The 21,848-nt window shown below is 73.9% G+C and carries 23 protein-coding genes; 13 read left to right on the plus strand and 10 right to left on the minus strand.

Translation table 11 applies throughout. The features are described 5' to 3' along the window. Positions 1-2: 2 nt before the first annotated feature. Positions 3-659 carry a YcnI family protein gene (locus M8316_RS03690; protein WP_250052122.1) on the plus strand — a complete coding sequence of 219 codons (657 nt, stop codon included), beginning with the start codon at positions 3-5 and terminating at the stop codon, positions 657-659. Continuing rightward, on the plus strand, positions 656-2,296 hold the full coding sequence (locus M8316_RS03695; protein WP_250052123.1) for a copper resistance CopC/CopD family protein: 1,641 nt from the start codon (positions 656-658) through the stop codon (positions 2,294-2,296). The genes M8316_RS03690 and M8316_RS03695 overlap by 4 nt, the downstream gene beginning before the upstream one ends. Here M8316_RS03695 and M8316_RS03700 read toward each other — a convergent pair. After that, positions 2,253-3,488, minus strand: a complete 1,236-nt coding sequence (locus M8316_RS03700) for a cobalamin-independent methionine synthase II family protein (protein WP_250052124.1) — start codon at positions 3,486-3,488, stop codon at positions 2,253-2,255. The genes M8316_RS03695 and M8316_RS03700 overlap by 44 nt on opposite strands. A 208-nt stretch (positions 3,489-3,696) precedes the next feature. Continuing rightward, positions 3,697-4,497, minus strand: coding sequence for an IclR family transcriptional regulator domain-containing protein (locus M8316_RS03705; RefSeq protein ID WP_250052126.1), 801 nt, complete (start codon positions 4,495-4,497; stop codon positions 3,697-3,699). 220 nt (positions 4,498-4,717) lie between these two features. On the opposite strand from M8316_RS03705, the gene M8316_RS03710 reads away from it, so the two are divergent. From M8316_RS03710 to M8316_RS03750, 9 genes are all read left to right on the plus strand, one after another. Then, positions 4,718-5,887, plus strand: coding sequence for a CaiB/BaiF CoA transferase family protein (locus M8316_RS03710; protein WP_250052127.1), 1,170 nt, complete (start codon positions 4,718-4,720; stop codon positions 5,885-5,887). Continuing rightward, the gene (locus tag M8316_RS03715) at positions 5,884-6,726 is read left to right on the plus strand and encodes a citryl-CoA lyase (protein WP_250052129.1); all 843 of its coding nucleotides are present in this window, start codon (positions 5,884-5,886) and stop codon (positions 6,724-6,726) included. The genes M8316_RS03710 and M8316_RS03715 overlap by 4 nt, the downstream gene beginning before the upstream one ends. Beyond that, positions 6,713-7,216 (plus strand): DoxX family protein, encoded by a 504-nt coding sequence (locus tag M8316_RS03720; RefSeq protein WP_250052130.1) that lies wholly within the window; start codon positions 6,713-6,715, stop codon positions 7,214-7,216. Before M8316_RS03715 ends, M8316_RS03720 begins: the two co-directional genes overlap by 14 nt. A 49-nt stretch (positions 7,217-7,265) precedes the next feature. After that, entirely contained in the window at positions 7,266-8,177 is a 912-nt protein-coding gene (locus M8316_RS03725) for a DODA-type extradiol aromatic ring-opening family dioxygenase (RefSeq protein ID WP_250052131.1), read from the plus strand. Then, entirely contained in the window at positions 8,174-8,536 is a 363-nt protein-coding gene (locus M8316_RS03730; protein ID WP_250052132.1) for a hypothetical protein, read from the plus strand. Before M8316_RS03725 ends, M8316_RS03730 begins: the two co-directional genes overlap by 4 nt. Before the next feature lie 71 nt (positions 8,537-8,607). Then, on the plus strand, positions 8,608-10,083 hold the full coding sequence (locus M8316_RS03735; RefSeq protein WP_250052139.1) for an amidohydrolase family protein: 1,476 nt from the start codon (positions 8,608-8,610) through the stop codon (positions 10,081-10,083). Continuing rightward, complete coding sequence (locus M8316_RS03740; protein WP_250052140.1) at positions 10,080-11,870, plus strand: FAD-dependent monooxygenase; 1,791 nt, start codon at positions 10,080-10,082, stop codon at positions 11,868-11,870. Before M8316_RS03735 ends, M8316_RS03740 begins: the two co-directional genes overlap by 4 nt. Before the next feature lie 164 nt (positions 11,871-12,034). After that, positions 12,035-13,099, plus strand: coding sequence for an isopenicillin N synthase family dioxygenase (locus tag M8316_RS20960; protein ID WP_250052142.1), 1,065 nt, complete (start codon positions 12,035-12,037; stop codon positions 13,097-13,099). After that, positions 13,096-13,968 (plus strand): helix-turn-helix transcriptional regulator, encoded by an 873-nt coding sequence (locus M8316_RS03750; protein ID WP_250052144.1) that lies wholly within the window; start codon positions 13,096-13,098, stop codon positions 13,966-13,968. Before M8316_RS20960 ends, M8316_RS03750 begins: the two co-directional genes overlap by 4 nt. A 44-nt stretch (positions 13,969-14,012) precedes the next feature. On the opposite strand, the gene M8316_RS03755 is transcribed toward M8316_RS03750, so the two are convergent. Further along, on the minus strand, positions 14,013-14,933 hold the full coding sequence (locus M8316_RS03755) for an aldo/keto reductase (protein WP_250052146.1): 921 nt from the start codon (positions 14,931-14,933) through the stop codon (positions 14,013-14,015). Positions 14,934-15,110: 177 nt separating this feature from the next. Here M8316_RS03755 and poxB point away from each other — a divergent pair, with 177 nt between their 5' ends. Both poxB and M8316_RS03765 read left to right on the plus strand, forming a co-directional pair. Then, entirely contained in the window at positions 15,111-16,832 is a 1,722-nt protein-coding gene (poxB, locus tag M8316_RS03760) for a ubiquinone-dependent pyruvate dehydrogenase (RefSeq protein WP_250052148.1), read from the plus strand. A gap of 33 nt (positions 16,833-16,865) precedes the next feature. Next, the gene (locus M8316_RS03765; RefSeq protein ID WP_250052150.1) at positions 16,866-18,131 is read left to right on the plus strand and encodes an MFS transporter; all 1,266 of its coding nucleotides are present in this window, start codon (positions 16,866-16,868) and stop codon (positions 18,129-18,131) included. Positions 18,132-18,279: 148 nt separating this feature from the next. Here the strand turns inward: M8316_RS03765 and rpsN are convergent, their stop codons facing one another. The 7 genes from rpsN to M8316_RS03800 form a co-directional block, all read right to left on the minus strand. Continuing rightward, positions 18,280-18,582, minus strand: a complete 303-nt coding sequence (gene rpsN / locus M8316_RS03770; protein WP_250052152.1) for a 30S ribosomal protein S14 — start codon at positions 18,580-18,582, stop codon at positions 18,280-18,282. Continuing rightward, complete coding sequence (gene rpmB, locus M8316_RS03775) at positions 18,582-18,818, minus strand: 50S ribosomal protein L28 (protein WP_250052154.1); 237 nt, start codon at positions 18,816-18,818, stop codon at positions 18,582-18,584. The genes rpsN and rpmB overlap by 1 nt, the downstream gene beginning before the upstream one ends. Positions 18,819-18,846: 28 nt before the next feature. Continuing rightward, positions 18,847-18,969, minus strand: a complete 123-nt coding sequence (ykgO, locus tag M8316_RS03780) for a type B 50S ribosomal protein L36 (RefSeq protein ID WP_139979359.1) — start codon at positions 18,967-18,969, stop codon at positions 18,847-18,849. Positions 18,970-19,011: 42 nt separating this feature from the next. Then, complete coding sequence (rpsR, locus tag M8316_RS03785) at positions 19,012-19,266, minus strand: 30S ribosomal protein S18 (protein ID WP_250052156.1); 255 nt, start codon at positions 19,264-19,266, stop codon at positions 19,012-19,014. Beyond that, entirely contained in the window at positions 19,263-19,442 is a 180-nt protein-coding gene (gene rpmF / locus M8316_RS03790; RefSeq protein WP_250052158.1) for a 50S ribosomal protein L32, read from the minus strand. The genes rpsR and rpmF overlap by 4 nt, the downstream gene beginning before the upstream one ends. A 41-nt stretch (positions 19,443-19,483) precedes the next feature. Next, complete coding sequence (locus tag M8316_RS20965) at positions 19,484-20,593, minus strand: CobW family GTP-binding protein (RefSeq protein ID WP_250052160.1); 1,110 nt, start codon at positions 20,591-20,593, stop codon at positions 19,484-19,486. A 186-nt stretch (positions 20,594-20,779) separates the two neighbouring features. Then, positions 20,780-21,784 carry a sugar phosphate isomerase/epimerase family protein gene (locus M8316_RS03800; RefSeq protein WP_250052162.1) on the minus strand — a complete coding sequence of 335 codons (1,005 nt, stop codon included), beginning with the start codon at positions 21,782-21,784 and terminating at the stop codon, positions 20,780-20,782. Positions 21,785-21,848 lie beyond the last annotated feature (64 nt).

A 21,848-nucleotide genomic window follows, 5' to 3' on the forward strand; every position in this document is an offset into this window, starting at 1 on the left:
ACGTGAGCAGCACCCGTCGCACCGCCCGTCTCGCCGTCCTCCCGGGGGCCGTGGCGGCCGCGTTGCTCCTCCCGGCCGCGCCGGCCGCGGCGCACGTCGGGATCACCCCCGACACCACCGCCGCGGACGCGTACGCGGTCGTCGAGGTGGCCGTGCCGCACGGGTGCGACGGCTCGCCGACGACGTCCGTGGCCATCTCCGTGCCCGACGGTGTCATCGGCGTCGTGCCCACCCGGCACCCGCTGTGGGACCTCGCCACGGCCGAGGCGGACGACGGCACGCAGACCGTCACCTACACGGCCCTCGAGCCGCTGCCCGAGGGCGTGCGCGACACCTTCGAGATCGCGCTGCGACTGCCGGACGCCCCTGGCGAGACGCTCGTGTTCCCCACGATCCAGACCTGCGAGGAGGGGGAGACCGCGTGGATCGAGGTCGCCCCCGAGGGCGAGGACGCGCACGAGCTGGAGCACCCCGCCCCGTCCTTCACCCTGACCGAGGCCACCGGCGAGGACCACCACGGCGCGGGCTCCGCGGCCGAGGAGGAGCCTGCGCAGGCCGGCGTCGGGCCGGTGAGCACCGCCGCGCTCGGCCTCGGCGCCGTCGGTGCCGTCCTCGGTGGGCTGGCGCTCGCCCGCCGCGGGCGGCCGCGCCGTCCGTGAGGCGCCTGCTGGCCCTGGTGCTGCTCGTCGGGGCCCTGCTGCTCGGGGTGCCCGCCCCGGCCTCGGCCCACGCGAACCTGCTGGGGTCCGACCCGGCACCCGGCGCCGTGCTCGAGGCCTCGCCCGAGGTGATCGGCTTCGACTTCACCGAGCCGGTCTCCCTGCCGCCCGGCGGCGTGCAGGTCTTCGACGCCTCCGGCGTGCCCCTGGCGGCTGAGGCCGAGGCGGTCGACGACCGCCTCGAGGTGCGGCTCGCCGCCCCGGTCGAGGGCACCGTGGTCGTGGTCTGGCGGATCATCTCGCTCGACACCCATCCCGTGGCCGGGTCGCTGACCTTCTCCGTGGGGGAGCCCAGCCCGGACGTGGCGCCCCCACCGGTCGAGGTGGACGCCTCCACCGACCCGCCGTTCCTCCTGGCGCCGGCCCGGTGGCTCGGCTACCTGGGCCTGCTGGCCGCGGGCGGTCTGGTCGCGGGGCTCGTCCTCCTGCTGCCCGCCGGCATGGCGCAGGCGCGTCGGCGGGTGCTGCGGGCGACCCGCGCCGCCGTCGTCGTCGGTGTGCTCGGCTGGCTGGCGACCGTGCCGCTCAGCGTGCTCTACCAGGTCGGCGGGGACGCCTCCGCGCTGGCCGACCCGGCGGCCTGGGCCACCTGGCCCGGATCGGAGTGGCTGGTCCTGGCCCTGGTGCTCGGGGGCCTGCTCGCGCTCCTCGTCCTCCTGGGGCGGCCCGGCCGCCTGCGCCCACGCATCGCCCTCGGGCTGGGGGCCGTCGCCGTGGTCGCCCCCGCGCTGTCCGGGCACACCCGCGCGGCCTCCCCGCAGGCGGTGGCGATCGCCGCGGACGCGGTGCACCTGCTCGCCGGCGCCGCCTGGCTGGGCGGGCTCGTGGCCCTCGTGCTGGCGCTGTCGGTGCCGGACGAGCAGGACGAGGCGGCCACCGTGCTGGGGCGCTTCTCCGTGCTCGCCGGCGGGCTGCTCGCCCTGGTGGCCGTGACCGGCACGCTGGGCGCCTGGCTGACCGTCGACGGCTGGAGCGCGCTGCTCGGGACGGCCTGGGGCCGGGTCCTGCTCGTGAAGGTGGCCGTGGTGGTCGTCGTGGTCGCGCTCGCGGCGTGGAACCGGGGCGTGCTGGTGCCGCGGCTGCGCGCGGCGTCCCGCCGGGAACGAGGCGCACGCACGCGGCCGGTGCTGCGCGTGGCCCTGGCCGAGGCCGCGCTGCTGGTCGGGGTGCTCGGCCTCACCGCGGTGCTGGTCGACCAGGTGCCCGAGGTCGTCGAGCCCGCGGCGGCCGCCGCGACCGGCCCCGTCACCGGCGTGCTGGAGAACAGCGGGGGCGACGACCTCGCGGTGGCCGTGGAGCTCAGCCCGCGGGCGGTCGGGCCCACGACGGTCACCATCCGGGTCACCGACGCCGCCGGCGTCCCGACCGAGGGGCTGGAGCCGCCGCGGGTGCGCCTCCTGGGCGGTGACGGGGAGGGCCCGGACCTCGGCCTCGTCCCGCTGACCCCCGTCAGCACCGGCACCTACGCGGGGCAGGTGACGGTGCCGACGGCGGGCGAGTGGGACGTGGAGGTCTCGCTGCGGACGGGGGAGTTCACCAACCCCGTCGCGGTGCTGACGTTCGACGTGCCCGGCTGAGGCCGGCGCGGCGGGCGCCCTCGCCGAGCGCCTCGACCTTGGCCCAGGCGATCTCGGGGTGCACCCGGCCGCCGAGCCCGCAGTCGGTGGAGGCGATCACCCGCTCGTGGCCCACGGCGTCGACGAACCGGCCGAGCCGCTGCGCGACCAGGTCGGGGTGCTCCACCACGTTGGTGGCGTGCCCGACGACGCCGGGCACGAGCACCAGGTCGTCGGGCACGTCGACCTCGTGCCAGAGCGTCCACTCGTGCTCGTGCCGGGCGTTGGCCGCCTCGAACGAGAGCGAGCCGACCCGGGCCCGCAGCACCTCGGGCAGGATCGCGGCGAGCGGCAGGTCGGTCACGTGCGGACCGTGCCAGGACCCCCAGCACAGGTGCAGGCGCACCTGCTCGCGGGGCAGGCCCTCGATCGCGTGGTTGAGCGCGTCCACGCGGACGCGGGTGAAGGCCCGGTAGTCCTCGACGCTCGGCTCGGGGTTCACCTGGTCCCAGCTCTCCGCGAGCGAGGGGTCGTCCAGCTGCAGGACGAGGCCGGCGTCCGTGATCCGCCGGTACTCCTCCTTCAGCACCTCGGCCCAGGCCCACACGTGCTCCTCGTCGGAGCCGTAGTGCGTGTTCCACACCCGCGCGGCGCTGCCGGGCGCGATGGCGGTGAGGAAGCCCCGCTCGCCGGGGGCGAGCGCCTCGGTCAGGCGGCGGACGTCGGCATCCGTGGCGTCCTGGCCGCGGTAGGCCAGCGGCCCGGTGGTCGTGGGGAACGCGGTGGCGGGCGAGCCCTCGGAGACGCCGGAGGCGGGGTCGGCGTAGGCGCCGGGGAACAGGTGCCGGTCACGCCGGTCGACGAACGAGGTCAGGCGGACGTCGCCGGGGCCGGAACGCACGCGCGGCTGGCTGAACAGGTCGGTGCCGGTGAGGGCGAGCCCGGCCACCCGCTGGAAGGAGTAGGACCACCAGGCGCCGTAGTCGAGGGCGCTGGCCATGGTCTTGCCGTACTCGCCGTCGCCGACGAGCGTGATGCCTGCGTCGCGCTGGCGGCTCACCACCTCCGCGACGGCCTGCGTGAGCAGCGCGTCGTAGTCGGCGGAGGGCTCCCAGGTGAAGCCGTCCTCGGCGAAGGTGCGTGCGCCGGCGGCCTCGAGGAGTGCCTGCGAACGAGGCAGGCTGCCGGCGGTCGTGGTCTGGATGGTGGGCACAGGAGGGCCTCTCTCCCGGGATGTCGCGTCCCGCGTCGGCGCTCCGCCCTGAGGGTCTGGCTCACGGAGGTTTCCGTTCACAGTGGCGCGACCGCCCCGGGTTCTCACCGGGTTCCTCGACGTCGAGCGGAGCAGGCGTGACGCTAGCGCGGGCCTCGCCGCCGGCTCCGGATCGGACGACGGGTGAGACGGTGCCCGCCTGGCGGGGTCAGTGCGTGCCGGCCAGCGGCAGGCGGCCGAGCAGCGCCAGGTCCGCGTTGATCGCCTGCGTGGTCTCCAGCAGGCGGGGCAGGTGCTCGGCGAGCAGGGTCTCCACGCTGGTCTCCGCGGCGTGCACGGTCACGTTCATGGCGGCGACGACGCACCCGCTCGCGTCTCGCAGGGGAGCCGCCACGGAGCGGACGCCGGCGGCGAGCTGCTCGTCGGTGAGGCACCAGCCGCGCTCGCGGGTGCCCGCCAGCTCCTCGAGGAGGTGTGGCAGGTCCGGCTGGAGTCGCGGTACGACCCCGGAGCGAGACGGGTGGGCCAGCACGGCCTCCACCTGGGCCGGGGTCAGCTCCGACATCAGCACCTTGCCGAGCGAGGTGGAGGCGGCGGGGAAGCGGGTGCCGATGTCGACGCGCAGGGCGATGATCTTCGGCACCGCGACCCGCGCGACGTAGACGATGTCCGCGCCGTCGAGCTGGGCGGCGGAGGAGGACTCCCCGGTGCGGGAGACCAGCTGCTGCATGTGCGGCCGGGCCGCGTCCCACAGCCCCGAGGACGAGACGAACGAGAGGCCCAGCTGGAGCACGCGCGGGGTGAGCGAGAAGCCGCCGCGGCCGGCACGGACGTAGCCCAGCTCCTCCAGCGTCAGCAGGATGCGCCGCACCGTCGGCCGGGCGAGCCCGGTGAGCTCGGCCAGCTCCGACATCGTGAGCTCGGGGTGCTGGGCGTCGAAGGCGCGGATGACCTCGAGGCCGCGTGCCAGGGACTCGATGAAGTCGGGTCCGGTGCCGCGCTCGGCCATGCCGCCTCGCTCCTGTTCCGGGTTCGGGCTGGTTCGGGTCAGCCCCCGCAGGGGGGGGGCCGGCAGTCACTCTACGCACAGCTCCGTCGCAGGTCACCGGCCCGTGACCGCCTGGCGGTCATTTGTCCGATTGCCCGGCGAAACCCTTGACGGGGGCGGGTGACGGTGGTCACAGTGCCGTTATGCGGACAGATGACCGACAGGCGGACGTGGTGGCGCGATGACCGGCGAGGGACCTCTCAGCGGGCTCGTGGTCGCGGACTTCTCACGCATCCTCGCCGGCCCCTACGCCACGATGCTGATGGCCGACATGGGCGCCGAGGTGATCAAGGTGGAGAGCCCGGGCGGGGACGACACCCGCACCTGGGTGCCACCCACCCGGGACGGGGTCTCCACCTACTACCTGAGCATCAACCGCAACAAGCGCTCGGTGGCCCTGGACCTGCGTGACGAGGCCGACCTCGCCGTGGCCCGCGAGATCGCGTCGCGGGCCGACGTCCTGATCGAGAACTTCCGCCCCGGCGGCCTGGCCAAGTACGGCCTCGACCACGCGTCCGTCTCCACGCTGAACCCGGGCGTCGTCTACGCCTCCATCTCGGGCTTCGGCTCGGGCGGTGGTGCGCACCTGCCCGGCTACGACCTGATGGTGCAGGCCATCTCCGGGCTGATGAGCCTCACGGGGGACCCCGAGGGCCAGCCCTTCCGGGCCGGCATCTCGGTCTTCGACGTCGTCACCGGCATGCACGCGCTCATCGGCATCCTGGGCGCGCTGCACGAGCGGGAGTCCTCCGGGCTCGGCCAGCACGTGGAGGTCAACCTGCTCTCCTCGGCGCTCTCGGGCCTGGTGAACCAGACCGCGGCCTACGTCGCCGGCGGCACCGTGCCGACCCGGATGGGCAACGCTCACCCCAGCCTCTTCCCGTACGAGCCGCTGCCTGCCTCCGACGGCGACATCATCGTCATCGCCGGCAACGACCGGCAGTTCGCCACCCTCTGCGAGGCGCTCGGCGCCCCGGGGCTGGCCGAGGACCCCCGGTTCCGCACCGTCGGCGACCGCACCGAGAACCGCGAGGCCCTGCGCCCGCTGCTCGTGGAGCGGCTCGGCGAGCGCACCCGGGCCGAGTGGTTCGACCTGCTGATCAAGGCGGGCGTGCCCGCCGGCCCGATCAACACCGTCGCCGAGGGCGTCGAGTTCGCCGACGGCCTCGGCCTGGACCCCGTCGTCCAGGTGGGCGAGGGGGACGAGGCGGTGCCGCTGGTCCGCAACCCGCTGACCTTCTCCCGCTCCTCGGTGCGCTACGACCGCCCGCCGCCGCAGGTCGGGCAGCACACCGAGGAGGTGCGGGCCTGGCTCGACGGGCTCGCCGACGCCGAGGCGGGCTCCCGGTGACGGCGCCCGGCGGCACGCCCGACTTCCCCACGTCGCTGGGGATGTCGACCACGTCGACCATCACGCTGCTGGGCGAGGACCTCGCCGAGGACCTGATGGGGCAGGTCGGCCTCACCGAGCTGGTCTACCGGATGGTGACGCTGCGGGTGCCGACCCCCGGCCAGGTGCGGATGCTGGACGCCTGCCTCCTGGCGCTGGCCGACCACGGCTTCACGCCCACCGCCATCGCGGCCCGGCTGACGTTCCTCAGTGCGCCCGACTCGGTGCAGGGCGCCCTCGCTGCCGGCCTCCTCGGCGGCGGCTCCCGCTTCCTGGGGGTGACCGAGGACTGCGGCCAGTTCCTGGCCGCGGTGATCGGCGACCTCGAGCAGGTCCCCACCGACGAGGAGGGCTGGGACGAGGTGGCCCGCCGCGTCGTGCAGGAGGCCCGCGCCGAGCGGCGGATCATCCCCGGCCTCGGGCACCCGGTGCACAAGGAGCTCGACCCCCGCACCCCGGCACTCATCCGGATCGCCCACGAGACGGGCAGCCACGGCGCCCACCTGTCGCTGTTCGAGGCGATCGGTCGGGTGCACCACGAGGTGCTCGGCCGCCGGCTGGTGCTCAACGGGGCCGGCGTCGTGGGGGCCGGGCTGGCCGACCTGGGGCTGCCGCTGCCCCTGCTGCGCGGCTTCGCCCTGCTGGCCCGCGCCGCCGGCCTGCTCGGCCAGCTGGCCGAGGAGCTGCGGATGCCGGTGGGCATGGACACCTACCTGACCGTCGAGCACCACGCCAGGTTCGTCGACCCCGCCGACGTCCTCGCCGCCCAGGAGGAGGGGAGCCCCGGTGGAGGCCGTTGACGTCGGGCTGCTGCTGCTCCGCCTGGGTCTGGCTGCCCTCGTGGCCGGGCACGCGCTGCAGAAGAGCCTGGGCTGGTTCCGCGGGGCCGGGTTCGCCGCCACGGCGCAGGTCTTCGAGTCGTGGGGCTTCCGGCCGGGGCGGCGGATGGTGGCGGTGGCCGCCGTCAGCGAGCTGACCGCGGCGGTGCTCGTCGGCACCGGCCTGGCCTTCCCGCTGGGCTGCGCGATCGCCGTCGGCACGATGGTCGTCGCCGCCGCACCGAGCGCGGCCCAGGGGCTGTGGGCGCACCTCGGTGGCTGCGAGGTGCCCGTGCTGTACGGGTTCGTGGCCGCCTGCCTCGCCGTCACCGGACCCGGGGCGCTCTCGCTCGACCAGGCGCTGGGCGTGCCCGACGGCGGTGCCGCCGGCACGGTCGCGGCCCTCGTCCTGGCGCTGCTGGCCCCCGTCGTCCCCCTGGCCCAGCGACGTCGCGCCCTGCGCACGGCCTGAGCCCCCACCTCCATCGCCCGAGAACCGAGAAGAAGCCGAAGGGACGACCATGGCCCAGCTCGTCGCCATCCTCGCGACCACGCACCATCCGTTCTACTACCGCACGAGCCGGCTGCCCGCCGACGAGGCGCCGCCGTTCGCGGCCGAGTGGATCAGCAAGGTGGCCGCCTACCGGGAGACCCTGACGCGGGCGCGGCCCGACGTGCTGGTCATGGTCGGCTCGGACCACTTCCACCAGCTCTGGCTGGACAACATGCCGCAGTTCCTCGTCGGCAACGCCCCGGTCTACGACGGCAACTGGGAGAACGAGGTCCGTGAGTTCGGGATGCCCAAGCTGCTGCTCCAGGGGCACCCGGAGCTGTCGTCCTACATGCTGCGCGAGGGCATCGACCGGGGCTTCGACCTGGCCTTCTCCAACGAGCTGCGGATCGACCACTCGGTGACGTGCCCGATCTTCACGGTGCGCCCGGACGCCGACCTGCCGATCGTGCCGATCTACACCAACATCTTCGCCCCGCCGCTGCCGCGACCCGAGCGGTTCGTGCAGCTGGGCCGCACCATCCGGGAGATCGTGGACGCCTGGCCCAGCCACCTGCGGGTCGCCGTGATCGGCACCGGGCACCTCTCGCTGGAGCTGGGCGGCCCCCGGCAGTTCGGCCCCACCGGGCCCGACCCGGAGTTCGACGCGCAGGCGGTCGACTGGATCGCCCGCGGCGACATCGACGGCGTGCTCAAGAACGTGACGCTGGACAGCCTGCACGCCCCGGGCAACGCCACCCACGGGTTCATGGACTTCATGCTGATGATGGGCGTCGCCGGCTACGCGGCCGCCGACCACGTCGACAGCCTCAGCCTCTTCCACACGATGGAGGCCTACTTCACCTGGTACCCGAACCCGCACCTGGTCGAAGGACCGGTCGACGGGCTGGGCGCCGGGCTCGACCTGGGGGTGCGGGCATGAGCAGGTACCTCGTGGACAAGTTCCTGTTCACCGTCGACCGGGACGCCGCGCTCACCGAGCGCTACCGGGAGGAGCCCGCCGCGCTCGTGGCCTGGTGGGAGGCCGAGATGGCCAACCGCGTCCTGAACTGCATCGCCGCCGAGGACTCGACCTGGCTCTCCTTCACCGAGGAGGAACGGCGTGCCCTGGTCGCCCACGACCACGTCGCGCTCTTCGAGATGGGGGCCCACCCCTTCCTCACGCTGACCCTGTGGATCGCGATGTTCGAGCGGGACTTCCCGGAGCCGCTCGCCATGCAGCACGACTACGCGCGCCGTCTGGCGCACGTGTCCCTGCCCTACCCCGACATCACCACCTGATCGGGGTCGTCGGCGCACCCGCGTGGTGGGCCACCCCGGTTCGACCCGTCCCAGCAGAAAGGCACACCGCCGTGACCGACACCGCCGCACCGACTCCCGACCAGGTCTCCTCCGCTCCCGCCGTCGTCCTGCGCCACGGGCTCGTCCTCACGATGGACGACTCCCGCACGATCCTGCCCGACACCGACGTCCTCGTCGTGGGCGAGAAGATCGAGGCCGTCGGGCGCGACCTCCCCGTGCCCGACGGGACGGTCGAGATCGACGCCCGGGGCGGGATCGTCATGCCCGGCATGATCGACACCCACCGGCACATGTGGCAGACCGCGATGCGCGGGTACGGCTCCGACTGGACGCTCACCCAGTACTTCGTGTGGAACTACCTCGAGCACGGGCGTCGCTTCCGCCCCGAGGACTACTACGCCGGCAACCTGCTCAGCGCGATCGAGGCGATCGACGCCGGCGTGACCACCAGCGTCGACTGGTCGCACGGCCTGGCCACGGTGGAGCACGCCGAGGCCGCCACGGACGCGCTCGAGGAGGTGCCGGGCCGGTTCGTGCTGGCCTACGGCAACATCCACGGCGCCCCGTGGGAGTGGGCCACCTCGCCGGACTTCCGCAGCTTCGTGGAGCGCCGGATGCCGCGCTCGGACATGCTCGGGTTCCAGATGGCCTTCGACGTGACCGGCGACAGCGAGTTCCCCGAGAAGGCGGCCTTCGAGGTCGCGCGGGACCTGGGCGCCCCCGTGACCACGCACGCCGGGGTGTGGGGTGCGACCAACGACAACGGCATCCGGCTCATGCACGAGCACGGCTTCATGACGCCGGAGACGGTCTACGTGCACGCGGCCACCCTCAGCGACGACAGCTACCAGCGGATCGCCGCCACCGGCGGCCACGCGTCGGTCTCCGCGGAGTCGGAGTCGAGCTGCGGACAGGGCTACCCCTCGTCCTGGGCGCTGCGCCGGCACGGCATCGACATCTCGCTCTCGGTCGACACCAGCGTCTGGTGGAGCGGCGACGGGTTCTCGGCCATGCGCTCGGCGCTGAACGCCGACCGGGCGCGCGAGCACCACGAGGCGCACGCCTCCGGCGACACCGTCACCCACATCGCCGCCCGCTCGGAGGACGCGGTCGGCTGGGCCACCCGCGGCGGCGCCCGCGCGCTCGGCCTCGACCACGTCGTCGGGAGCGTCGAGGTCGGCAAGAAGGCCGACCTCGTGCTCGTGAAGAACGACGACTCCCCGGTCATGTTCCCGGTGCTGCACCCGTACGGGCACGTGGTCTTCCAGGCGCAGCGCGGCGACGTGCACACGGTGATGGTCAACGGCCGGGTCCTCAAGCACGACGGCAAGCTCGTCGGCATCGACCTGGGCCGTGCCCGTGCGGCCGTGGAGGCCACCGTCGAGCACCTGCGCTCGGAGCTCGGAGAGGACGAGTGGCAGGCCGGGATGAACCCGGACGTCCCGGAGTCGAAGGTGCTCGACAACCCCTACACCTACACCGACTACGCCGACGCCTCGACGCACGCAGGGGCGGGGCAGGCGTGAGCGCGCCCGTCGTCATCGTCGGCGGGGGCCCGGTCGGTCTGACCACCTCCCTGCTGCTGAGCCGTCTGGGCGTGCGCAACGTGGTGCTCGAGCGGCACCCCGGCACCTCCATCCACCCGAAGGCGGTCGGGCTCAACCAGCGCACCGTCGAGATCCTGCGCTCCCTCGGACTGGGGGACGCCGTCGCGGCCGCCGGCGCTCCGCCGCGGACCGTGTCGCGGACCGGCTGGTACACCTCGCTCGGTGGGCCGACGCCGCTGCACGGCCGGGAGATCGCCGTGCGTGACGCCTGGGGCGGCGGGCAGTACGCGGACGAGTACGCCGCGGCCAGCCCGGCGCCGTACACGATGCTGCCCCAGATCCGGCTGGAGCCGATCCTGCGGGCCGCCGCCCAGGCGAGGCCGGAGGCGCAGCTGCTCTTCGACTGCGAGGTGGTCGGGATCGTGCCCGAGGGGGACGGCGTGGACGTCGTCGTCCGCGACGCCCTCGGCGAGCACGTGGTGCGTGCGAGCTACGTCGTGGGTGCCGACGGCGGACGCACCGTCGCGGACGCGCTCGGCATCGACATGAGCGGCCCGCGCGATCTCGTGGACATGGTCAGCGCGCACTTCAGCGCCGACCTCACCGACGTCCTGCCCAACCACGAGTGCCTCATCTACTGGTTCGTGAATCCTGACCTGGGCGGCTCGATCGGCAGCGGGTACCTCTACCACCTGGGGCCCTGGGACGACGAGGGCCGGTCCGCCGAGTGGGTGTTCGCCTGCGGCTTCGGCCCCGACGACCCGGAGCGGTTCGACGAGCAGGGCATGCGCGAGCGGCTGGGGCGCTCCCTCGGCGTGGACCTCCCCGAGGTGGAGATCCACTCGATCTCGCACTGGTACATCAACGCCGTCGTCGCAGACCGCTTCCGCGAGGGGCGGTGCTTCCTGGTCGGTGATGCGGCCCACCGCATCCCGCCGTGGGGCGCGCTGGGCCTCAACACCGGCATCCAGGACGCGCACAACCTGGCCTGGAAGCTGGCTGCCGCGCTGCGGGACGAGTCGTGTGAGCCGCTCCTCGACACCTACGAGCAGGAGCGGCACGCGATCGCCCGCAGCGTCGCCGACTCGTCCCTGCACAACTTCGCCAACCACGGCGGGCTGATCGACACCGCGATCGGCCTCGCCCCCGGTCAGGCGGCCGCCGAGGGATGGGCCGCCCTGGCGACCCTCTGGTCGGACTCGCCCGAGGGCCTGGCCAAGCAGGAGGCCCTCGGCGACGCCGTGCGCTACATGGACGCCGAGTTCCACGCCCACGGCGCCGAGAACGGCTTCGCCTACCCCACTGGCGCGCTCGTCCCGGACCCCGAGGCGCAGCTGCTTCCGGACGACACTCTGGTCCACCGCCCGACGACCCGACCCGGACACCACGTGCCGCACGCCTGGCTCCGCACGGATCGAGGCCGGGTCTCCACCGTGGAGATCGGCGAGCCGGGCCGGTTCCTCCTCCTCGTGGGGGCTGGAGCGGAGGGTGCTTGGCGGGCGGCCCTCGCGTCGTTGTCGCACCCGGTGGCCGCGGCCGTGGACGTCGTCGCCGTGGCCCCTCCCGGCACGGAGCCGGGGCCGGGGGTCGTCGTCGAGGACGGCACGTGGACGAGGCTGCGCGAGGTCTCGGACGACGGGGCGGTGCTGGTGCGGCCCGACACGATGGTGGCGTGGCGGTGCACGGCCCGGCCGGCAGATCCTGCGGGCGCTCTCGGTGCTGCCCTGGATGCGGTCGTGCCCGTGAAGGAGGGAGCCACGCGCTGACGCGCCCGCGAGGTTCACGTCGGCGAAACACGGCCCGCCTACGGTGACGGTGTCGGAGCTCAACAAGACAGCAGGGCACCCGCGGCGGCACGAGCAGAGCCGCACGGGGCGCCGGGAAAGCGGACACCTCCGACGGACCATCCACCGCCTCCCGAGGAGCACCTGTGCGCACACCCTTCACCGTCCCCACCGTCGACGTCACGCCGTACGTGGTCGGCGGTACCGCCGCCGAGCGGGCCGCCTGCGCGGCCGCCATGGACGCCGCCTGCCGCGAGGTCGGCTTCGTCCAGGTGGTCGGGCACGGCGTCCCGACCACCACGGAGGAGGCGTTCGCGGCCGCGCTGGACGCCTTCTTCGGCCAGGACCTGGAGGCCAAGAAGGCCGTCGTCCGCCCGCCGCACGAGAACCGTGGCTACACCCCGCCCCGCTCCGAGAGCCTCGCGCTGAGCGCGGGCGTGCAGTCCGAGACCCGGATGAAGGACTTCTTCGAGGCGCTCAACGTCGGCGCGACCGCGGCCGAGCACGCGCACGCCGACCTGGCCGGGCTGGGCGTGGCCGGCCACTACGCCGAGAACACCTGGCCCGACGTCCCCGGCTTCCGCGAGGCGGTGGACGCCTGGCGCGCCGAGGCCGGACGCGTGGCCCGCACCCTGGTCGACGTCTTCACCGACGCGCTCGACCTGGCGCCCGAGGTGCTCGGCGGCCTGCTCGACCACCCGATCGAGCTGCTGCGGATGAACAACTACGCCCTCGAGGCCGGCACCGAGGTGGAGCTGGACGAGGACCTCGTCGGCATGGGCGAGCACACCGACTTCGGGATCGTCACGGTGCTGTGGGCCGACCGGGTCCGCGGGCTCCAGGTGCTGCACGAGGGCTCCTGGCACGACGTCTCGCCCGCGCCGGGCGCGCTGCTGGTCAACCTGGGCGACCTCACCACCCGCCTCACCAACGAGCAGTGGCTCTCCACGCTGCACCGGGTGAAGCCGCCGATCGTCGGCGGCACCATCGAGCGCCGTCGCTCGGCCGCGTTCTTCCTCGACGGCGACGCCGAGAAGCGCGTCGGCCCGCTGCCGGCGTTCGTGGACGCCGAGCACCCGCCGCTGTACGCGCCGGTCACCATCGACGAGCACGTCGCCGCCAAGCTGAGCGGGTCGCGCGCCGGCGTCCTCAACTCCGCTGCCGAGCGGGAGGCCGCACGGTTGGCGACCTCTGGTCTCATGGAGCGGTGAGCACCTCCGCCGTCGCGACCCTCCCCCCGCTCGCGCAGCACCTGCGTGCCTGGCGCGACCGCCTCACCCCGGACGAGGCGGGGCTGCCGAGCCCCGCGCTCACCGCGTCGGGGCGGCGCCGCGCCCCGGGGCTGCGGCGCGAGGAGCTGGCGCAGCTGGCGGGGGTGAGCGCCGACTACCTGGTGCGGCTGGAGCAGGGTCGTGCCCAGCACCCGTCGCCGCAGGTGGTCGACGCGCTGGCCCGCTCGCTGCGCCTCGACGCCGAGGAGACGGACCGGTTCTACCGCATGGCCGGTCAGCTGCCGCCGTCCCCGGAGCGGATGGACCGGCAGGTCAGCGCCAGCCTGCGCCGCATCGTGGCGCGGCTGGGCGAGTCGCCGGTCAGCGTGGTGGACGCCGCGTGGAACACGGTGCTCCAGAACCGCGCCGCCGACGCCCTCTTCGGCGACCTCTCCGACGCCGACGACCACCCCGGCGGACGCGGCCGCAACCGCGCCTGGCGCACCTTCGCCGGCACCGGCGACGCGGGTCGCCTCGACGAGGCGACCCGCGTGGTGGTCGAGACCGACATCGTGGCCGACCTCAAGGCCGCCTGCCTGCGGCTACCGGACGACCCGGACCTGCAGGCCCTGGTCGGCGACCTGCGCGCGGTCAGCCCGCGCTTCGCCGAGCTCTGGGCCGAGGTGCCGGCGCGGGTGCGCGGGGCCCAGCGCAAGACCCTCGTGCACCCGGTCGTGGGCACCTTCACCGTCGACTGCGACGCCCTGGAGGTGCAGGGCAGCGACCTCGTCCTCGTCATCTTCACCGCCGAGCCCGGCAGCGCGGACGCGGCGGCGCTGGACGAGGCGATCAGGCTCGGCTCGCGGTAGCCGGTGCCAGTAGCCGGTGCCAGTAGCCGGTGCCGGTGCCTGGCTCAGTGACCGACCGGCCTCGGCTCCACCTTCTCGAGCTCGGCGAGGTCGTCGGCGTCCAGCGCCACGTCGAGCACCGCCATGTTCTCCTCCAGGTGCGCGACCGACGACGTGCCCGGGATGAGCAGCAGGTTGTCGTAGCGGGCCAGCAGCCACGCGAGGGCGACCTGGGTGGCGCTCGCCCCGTGCCGCTCGGCGACCCCCGCGACGTGCGGGTCGGCGGCCAGTGCGGCGGGTCCGCCGCTGAAGGCCGAGCCGAGCGGGAAGTAGGGCACGTACGCGACGCCGTGCTCGCGGCACAGGGCCAGCACGTCGTCGTCGGAGCGGTCGAGCAGCGAGTAGGGGTTCTGCACCTGGCCGATGCCGACGGTCTCGATAGCGGTGCGCACGGTGTCGAGGTGCACCGAGGAGACACCGATCAGGTCGAGCTTGCCCTCCTCGCGCAGCTCGGCGAGCGCACCGAGCTGGTCCTCCAGCGGCGCGGCGTCGGCGCCGGGGGCGTCGCGCTCGTAGCGGCGCAGGTTCACCAGGTCCATCCGCTCCACGCCGAGGCCGCGGAGGTTGTCCTCGACGGCGGCCTTGAGCTGCTCGGGGCGCCCGGCGGGCAGCCAGCCGCCCTGCTCGTCGCGGTAGGCACCGACCTTCGTGACCAGGCGCAGGCCCTCGGGGTAGGGGTGCAGGGCCTCGCGGATCAGGTCGTTGACGACGTCGGGGCCGTAGAACTGCGCGGTGTCGACGTGGTCGACGCCCAGCTCGATCGCGCGGCGCAGCACGGTGCGCGCTCGCTCGGGGTCGGACGGCGGCCCGAAGACGCCCGGGCCGGCGAGCTGCATCGCGCCGAAGCCGATGCGGTGGACGGGCTTCTCGCCCAGGTGGCCGGTGCGGACGGAGGAGGTGTTCGTGGGCTCGGGGGAGGTGGTCATGCCTCCACGGTGCCCCGCCGGCGTCCTACTCACCACCGCCCGGGTCGTCCTAGGACTCGGAGTCCTGGTCTGCGCCCGATCCACGGACGGGGACGCCCCGCACCACCCCACCCGGTGTGACGGGTGAGACCGACCGGGTGCGACTAGGTCGGTGCCCGGGGTGGGTATCGGTTGCTCATGACCACCGTCGCCCAGAACATCGTCGACACCCTCGAGGCCAACGGCGTCACGCGCGTCTACGGCGTCCCCGGTGACTCGCTCAACGGCTTCACCGACGCCCTGCGTGGCTCCGGCATCCGCTGGATGCACACGCGGCACGAGGAGGCGGCGGCGTTCGCGGCGTCCGCCGAGGCCGCCACGACCGGCAGCATCGCCGTCTGCGCCGGGTCCTGCGGGCCCGGCAACCTGCACCTGATCAACGGCCTCTACGACGCCAACCGGTCACGCGTGCCGGTGGTCGCCATCGCCGCCCACATCCCCACCGCGGAGATCGGCACCAACTACTTCCAGGAGACCCACCCGCAGGACCTGTTCCGCGAGTGCAGCGTCTACTCCGAGTACGTCGCCAGCCCCGCCCAGATGCCGCGTCTCCTGCGCATCGCGATGCAGACCGCCGTGGAGAAGCAGGGCGTCGCCGTCCTCGTCGTCCCCGGCGACGTGGCGCTGGCCGAGGCCGCCGACACCACGGTCTCCACCATCACGACCACCCGGCCCCGCGTCGTCCCGCAGGACGACCAGCTGGCCGAGGCGGCCCGCCTGCTGGACGCGGGCAAGCGCGTCACGATCCTGGCCGGCGCCGGGTGCGCCGACGCCCACGACGAGGTGGTGGCGCTCGCCGACACGCTCGGCGCGCCGGTCGTCCACGCGCTGCGCGGCAAGGAGCACCTCGAGCACGACAACCCCTTCGACGTGGGCCTCACCGGCCTGCTCGGGTTCTCCTCGGGCTACAAGGCGATGGAGGAGTCCGACACCCTGCTGATGCTGGGCACCGACTTCCCCTACACCCAGTTCTTCCCCGAGCACGCCACGACGATCCAGGTCGACATCCGCGGCGAGCAGCTCGGCCGGCGCACCACCATCGACCTCGGCATCGTCGGCGACGTGGCCGAGACCGCCCGGGGCCTGCTGCCGCGGCTGACCCGCAAGACCGACCGCGGGCACCTCGAGGACGCCCTCGCCCACTACCGGAAGACCCGCGCGCAGCTGGACGACCTGGCCAGCCCCACCAAGCCCGGCCGCAAGATCCACCCGCAGTACCTGACCCGCGTCATCGACACCCACGCGAGCGACGACGCCGTCTTCATCCCCGACGTCGGCTCCCCGGTCACCTGGGCCTCGCGCTACCTCACGATGAACGGACGCCGGCGCCTCATCGGGTCCTTCAGCCACGGCACCATGGCCAACGCGCTGCCGCAGGCCATCGGCGTGGCCGCCTCGCACCCCGGCCGCCAGGTCGTCGCGCTCGCCGGGGACGGCGGCCTCGCCATGCTGATGGGCGAGCTGCTGACGCTGAAGCAGCTGGACCTGGACGTCACCGTCGTCGTCTACAACAACTCCTCGCTCAACTTCGTCGAGCTGGAGATGAAGGCCGCCGGGTTCGTGAACTTCGCGACCGAGCTCGACAACCCCGACTTCGCCCAGGTCGCGCGGGCGATCGGCCTGCACGCCGTCCGGGTCGAGGAGTCCGACGACGTGGAGGCCGCCGTGAAGGAGGCGCTCGCCCACCGCGGGCCCTCGCTGATCGACGTGGTCACCGACCGCCAGGAGATGTCGATGCCGCCGACCGTCACCGCCGAGCAGGTCAAGGGCTTCACGCTCTACGCCCTGCGCACCGTCATGTCCGGTCGCGGCGACGAGATCATCGACCTGGCCCGCACGAACCTGCGCCAGCTCTTCTGAGCCGACGCTCCCATCTCGGAAGGGAGCCGCCACGTGAGCGTGGCCCAGCAGCACGACCGGCCGCACGACCAGCCGCAGGGGGACGACCCCGGCACCCGGCCCGACGGCGGCGCCCGGCGCGCCACGATCTGGCTCTTCGCCGGCGTCGCGGGCGCCACCGCCTCGACCAACTACTACAACCAGCCGCTGGTCGACTCGATCGCGCGCGGCTTCGGGGTCTCCGACTCCGCGGCCGCCACGTCGGTCACCGTGGCGCAGGTCTGCTACTCGCTCGGCCTGCTGCTCATCGTGCCCTCGGGCGACCTGCTGCGTCGGCGTCGGCTGGCGACGGTCCTGCTCGCGCTCGTCGCCCTCGGGCTCGTGGCGCAGGGGTTCGCGCCCACCTACCCGGCCTTCCTGGCCGGCCTGGTGCTCACGGCGTTCGGCGCGGTCACCTCCCAGGTGCTCGTGGCGTTCTCGGCCTCGCTGGCGCCGCCCGGCCGGCGGGCCGGGACCGTGGGCACGGTGATGAGCGGGATGCTGCTCGGCATCCTGCTCGGACGCAGCGTGGCCGGCCTCCTCTCCGAGCTGGGCGGCTGGCAGACCGTCTACCGGGTGGCGGCCGTCCTCGCCGTCCTGGCCCTGCTCGGCGTCCGCGCCCTGGCTCCCGAGGGCGGGCACGAAGGACCCACCCCGCGGTACCTGGCCGTGCTCCGCTCGATGCCGCCGCTGCTGGTGCGCTACCCGCGCCTGGTGAGCCGTACGCTGATGGGCGGGCTGACGTTCGCGGGGGCCAGCGCGGTCTTCGCGACCATGTCGCTGCACCTCTCGCGCGACCCGTTCGACCTCTCCGACGGGGTCATCGGGCTGATCGGCCTGGTGGGGGTCGCCGGCGCGGTGGCGGCCACGCCTGTCGGACGCGGCGTCGACCGCGGCTGGGACCGCTGGCTCGGCCTCGCGACCATCAGCTCCCTCGGCCTCGCCTGGGTGCTGTTCTCGACCTGGGGCGCCACGTCCATCGTGGTCTTCGTGGTGGCGATGGTGCTGCTGGACCTCGGTCTCCAGGGCACCCACGTGGCCAACCAGGGCGTCATCCAGTCCCTCGACGACGCGGCCCGCGCCCGGATCACCTCGCTCTACATGACCGGGTACTTCCTCGGCGCCACGCTCGGCTCGGCCATCGGCGTGGCGGCCTGGGACGCGGGCGGCTGGACCGGCATCTGCGTCGCCGGCTTCGTCCTGCTCGTCCTGGCCTACGCGGCCTGGGGCCTGGACACCGTGCTCGCCACGCGCGAGCGCCGCGCCGCGAGCGCGCACTGAGCGCGCGCTGAGCCCCGGAGCTGGGAGCCCGGACGCACGCCGGCCCGCCGACACCTTCCGAGGAGGCGTCGACGGGCCGGACGGGTGGACGGGGAGGGGGCTCGAGCACCACCACGAGCAGCACCCCACCCCGCCTGTCAGGGGCGGGTCACCAGGAGGACTTGGTGATCCCGGGCAGCTCCCCGCGGTGCGCCATCGAGCGCAGGTTGAGGCGTGAGAGCCCGAGCTTGCCGACGTAGCCGCGGGGGCGTCCGTCGACCTGGTCGCGGTTGCGCACGCGCACGGGGCTCGCGTCGCGGGGCAGCCTCGAGAGGGCGCGCACGGCGGCCTCCCTGGCCTCGGCGGTGGACGCCGTCCGCACCGCCTCCTTGAGGGCGGCCCGGCGCTCGGCGTACCGCGCGACGGCGCGCTTGCGGCGCTCGTTGGCGGCGATCTTCGAGGTCTTGGCCATCAGAGCCTCACCCCTCGCCGCTGCAGGTCGGCGACGACGGCCTCGATGCCGCGGGCGTCGACCACCGTGATGCCGCGGGCGCTGAGCGTGAGCGTCACGCGTCGGCCCAGGCTGGGGACCCAGTAGCGCTTCTTCTGGACGTTGACGTCGAAGCGTCGGTTGGTGCGGCGGTGGCTGTGCGAGACGTGGTGGCCGAACTGCGGCGTGGTGCCGGTGACCATGCAGGTGCGGGACATGCGGTCCTCTCGTGGACGGGCGGGGGCCTCAGCCCTGGCGGGCCTTGAGCCGGGGGTTCTGCTTGTTGATGACGTACGTGCGGCCGCGGCGGCGCACGACCTGGGAGCCGGGCTGCTTCTTCAGCGAGCGCAGGGAGTTGCGGACCTTCATCGGGTCTCCTTCGGAGCCTTCGGGGACGGGGAGCGGGAGCGCTCAGCGGCGCGCAGAGGTGTAGGGGAGCAGCGCGACCTCGCGGGCGTTCTTGATCGCCCGGGTGACCATCCGCTGCTGGCGCGGGGTGATGCCGGTGACGCGGCGGCTGCGGATCTTGCCGCGGTCGGAGACGAACTTCCGCAGCAGGTCGGTGTCCTTGTAGTCGACGTGGGCGACGCTGGGTGCCAGGAGCGGCTGCGAGCGGCGGGTGCGGGTGGTGGTCCGCGGCTTGCGGGCCCCGCGCGGCGCGCTCATCGGGCGTTCCCCGGCAGCTGGACCAGGCCGCGCTGCACGGCACGCACGAGCGGCCGGGGCACGCGGTGCACCTCGCCGTCGACGACGACGGGCACCAGGTCGGGGGCGGTCGCCTTCCAGGCGGACCGGCGGTGGCGGGTGTTGCTGCGCGACGTGCGGCGCTTGGGCACGGCCATGGGCGTGCTCCTCTCGATGGGAAGGGGTCGGGGAAGTGGGGTCAGGCGACGTCGGTGATCTCGCCGAGCCACGGCTCGAGACCGTCCTCGGCGACCCGCCAGGAGCCGGTGCCGAGCAGGCCCTCCTCGGGGGTCACGAGCATCCGCTCGAACGCCTCCTCGAGGCCGGCGGGCGGCTCGCCGACGCCGGTGTAGACGAGCCGGGTGAGCGGGGTGCGGGCGCCCCAGCGCTGCCAGGTGCCGATGCTCAGCTGGCCGCCGGCGCCGCTCCACTCGCCGAGGTCGCCGGGTCGGGTGGCGACCCAGAAGCAGCCGCGGGCACGCCACCGGCCACAGCCCAGCGACTCGATGTCGTCGACGAGCCGCTCCGGGTGGAAGGGGCGGTGGGAGACGAGGACGCGGCGCCAGGCCCGCGCCTCGCCGGTCTGCTCGGCGGACGGCTCGGCCAGCGGCTCGTCGTCGGTGGGCAGCATCCACGCGACCGCGGCCTCGTGGTCGTGCCGCCCGGCGAGCAGGGCACCGGCGTCGAGCTCCGCGCAGCCGGTCACGAGCATGGCCTCTGGTCGGGCCAGGGCACCGACGAGGGCGGCGAGCTGCGGCCCGGACCCGCCGGTCAGCACCGTGACGTCGGCCAGCTCGACCTGGGCGCAGGCGACCTCACCGAGGCCACGGTCGTCGTCGGGGCCGGTCTGCAGGCCGCGGTCGGCCAGGTCGTCGTCGCAGAGCAGGTCCTCGACGACGTCCTCCCCGCCGGCGTCCACCTCGCCCCCGAGGGCCGCCACGACGCTCGCGAGCCGGACGTGGCGGGCGAGCCGGGTGTCGTGCTCGAGGACGGCGCTGACCTGGTCGGCCTCGCTGGCCACGGGCAGGCAGGAGACGACCGCGTCCCAGCGGCCGGCGCGAGCGAGGTGCTCGATGGTGGGCAGGACGTCCTCGCGCAGGGCGCAGTCGACGCAGGCGTGCTCGAGCTCGACGTGCGCGGTCTCGAGGTGGCCGGAGGCGTCCGAGACGGTGCGGGTGAGCACCTGGGTGACGGGGTCGATGCGGTGCCGGACCACGACCACGCCGGGCAGGTCCAGCGAGAGCGCCAGCACCGCGGCGTCCATGGCCGTGGCGTCGACGCCGGTGACGACGAGCAGGGGTGTGCGCACAGCGCTCCTCCGTTCATGAGAATGAGAACGAGTCTCATTACAGCACGGTCGGGCGAGGTGTGCACGTCCGGGACGCAGCACGGGCCCGCTGCCGGTGGCAGCGGGCCCGTGTGCGTTCACCTCCCCTGAAGGGCTCCGAGGGAGGGTCTCGTGGGGCGGATCAGTGGCTGATCCACGCGGGAGGGGTCAGCGCAGGCCGACCTTCTCGGCGGCCTCGAACAGGACGCCGGCGGCCTCGGTGAGGCCCTCGACGCGGCCGAGCGAGGTGTCCTCGTGCTCGATGTTCACGCACATGTCGGGGTCGATCTTGTTGAGCTCGACGAGCCAGCGCGACCAGAAGTCGGCGTCGTGGCCGCGACCGAGGGCCACGAAGTCCCACGCGGAGTCCTTCGGCCACTCGTTGGCCCACTCGTCGCCGCCGAGGTTCACGCGGTCCTCGGACGGGTCGAGCTTGCGGAAGCCGTTGTCCAGCACGCCGTAGAGCGCGGCACGCTCGGTGTTCACGCGGACGTCCTTGGCGGCGGCGTGGAAGACGAGCTCGCCCAGGTCGGCGGTGACGGCCACCGGGTCCATCTGCTGCCAGAACAGGTGCGAGGCGTCCAGCTCGACGCCCACGTGGGTCGCGCCGGTCATCTCGACGAGGCGGCGGATGTCGCGCGGGTTGAAGACGACGTTCTGCGGGTGCAGCTCGAGAGCGACCTTGACGCCGAGGTCGGCGGCGAGACGGTCGGTCTCCTTCCAGAACGCGGCGGCGACGTCGAACTGGTAGTCCAGGACGTCGAGGGCGGCCGAGTTCCAGGCGTTGACGATCCAGTTGGGGCGGGTCGAGCCGGGCTCGCCGCCGGGCAGGCCCGACATGGTCACGACGCGGGTCTGACCCAGGCGCGCGGCCAGCTTGATCGAGCGGCGCACGTCCTCGGAGTGCTTGTCGCCGATGGCCTTGGTGGGGTGCAGCGGGTTGCCGTTGCAGTTGAGGCCGGCGATCTCCACGCCGGTGCCCTCGAAGATCCCGAGGAAGTCGTCGCGCGCGGTGTCGCTGGTGAGGATCTCGTCGATGTTCGGCACGTGCACCGGGGGCAGGAAGCCGCCGGTGTTGATCTCGATGCCGGTCAGGCCGACCGACGAGATGACCTCCAGGGCCTCGGGGAGGCTCCGGTCGTGCAGGATCGCGTTGTAGACGCCGTAGCGCATGGACTTCCTCCGCTGTGAGGACGCCGGGGACCGGCTTCGGGTGGGTGTGGGGCACGTCCCCATG

The sequence above is a fragment of the Nocardioides bruguierae genome (assembly GCF_023554635.1).
GTDB classification, from domain to species: domain Bacteria; phylum Actinomycetota; class Actinomycetes; order Propionibacteriales; family Nocardioidaceae; genus Nocardioides; species Nocardioides bruguierae.

Excerpts from the sequence above, each read along its gene's own strand:
- ykgO (WP_139979359.1), bottom strand. The coding sequence starts at position 18,969 with ATGAAGGTCCGCAACTCCCTGCGCTCGCTGAAGAAGCAGCCCGGCTCC.
- M8316_RS03755 (WP_250052146.1), bottom strand. The coding sequence starts at position 14,933 with ATGACCACCTCCCCCGAGCCCACGAACACCTCCTCCGTCCGCACCGGC.
- rpsR (WP_250052156.1), bottom strand. The coding sequence starts at position 19,266 with ATGAGCGCGCCGCGCGGGGCCCGCAAGCCGCGGACCACCACCCGCACC.
- rpsN (WP_250052152.1), bottom strand. The coding sequence starts at position 18,582 with ATGGCCAAGACCTCGAAGATCGCCGCCAACGAGCGCCGCAAGCGCGCC.
- poxB (WP_250052148.1), top strand. The coding sequence starts at position 15,111 with ATGACCACCGTCGCCCAGAACATCGTCGACACCCTCGAGGCCAACGGC.
- M8316_RS03800 (WP_250052162.1), bottom strand. The coding sequence starts at position 21,784 with ATGCGCTACGGCGTCTACAACGCGATCCTGCACGACCGGAGCCTCCCC.
- M8316_RS03705 (WP_250052126.1), bottom strand. The coding sequence starts at position 4,497 with ATGGCCGAGCGCGGCACCGGACCCGACTTCATCGAGTCCCTGGCACGC.
- rpmB (WP_250052154.1), bottom strand. The coding sequence starts at position 18,818 with ATGTCCCGCACCTGCATGGTCACCGGCACCACGCCGCAGTTCGGCCAC.
- M8316_RS03730 (WP_250052132.1), top strand. The coding sequence starts at position 8,174 with ATGAGCAGGTACCTCGTGGACAAGTTCCTGTTCACCGTCGACCGGGAC.
- M8316_RS03710 (WP_250052127.1), top strand. The coding sequence starts at position 4,718 with ATGACCGGCGAGGGACCTCTCAGCGGGCTCGTGGTCGCGGACTTCTCA.
- M8316_RS03725 (WP_250052131.1), top strand. The coding sequence starts at position 7,266 with ATGGCCCAGCTCGTCGCCATCCTCGCGACCACGCACCATCCGTTCTAC.
- rpmF (WP_250052158.1), bottom strand. The coding sequence starts at position 19,442 with ATGGCCGTGCCCAAGCGCCGCACGTCGCGCAGCAACACCCGCCACCGC.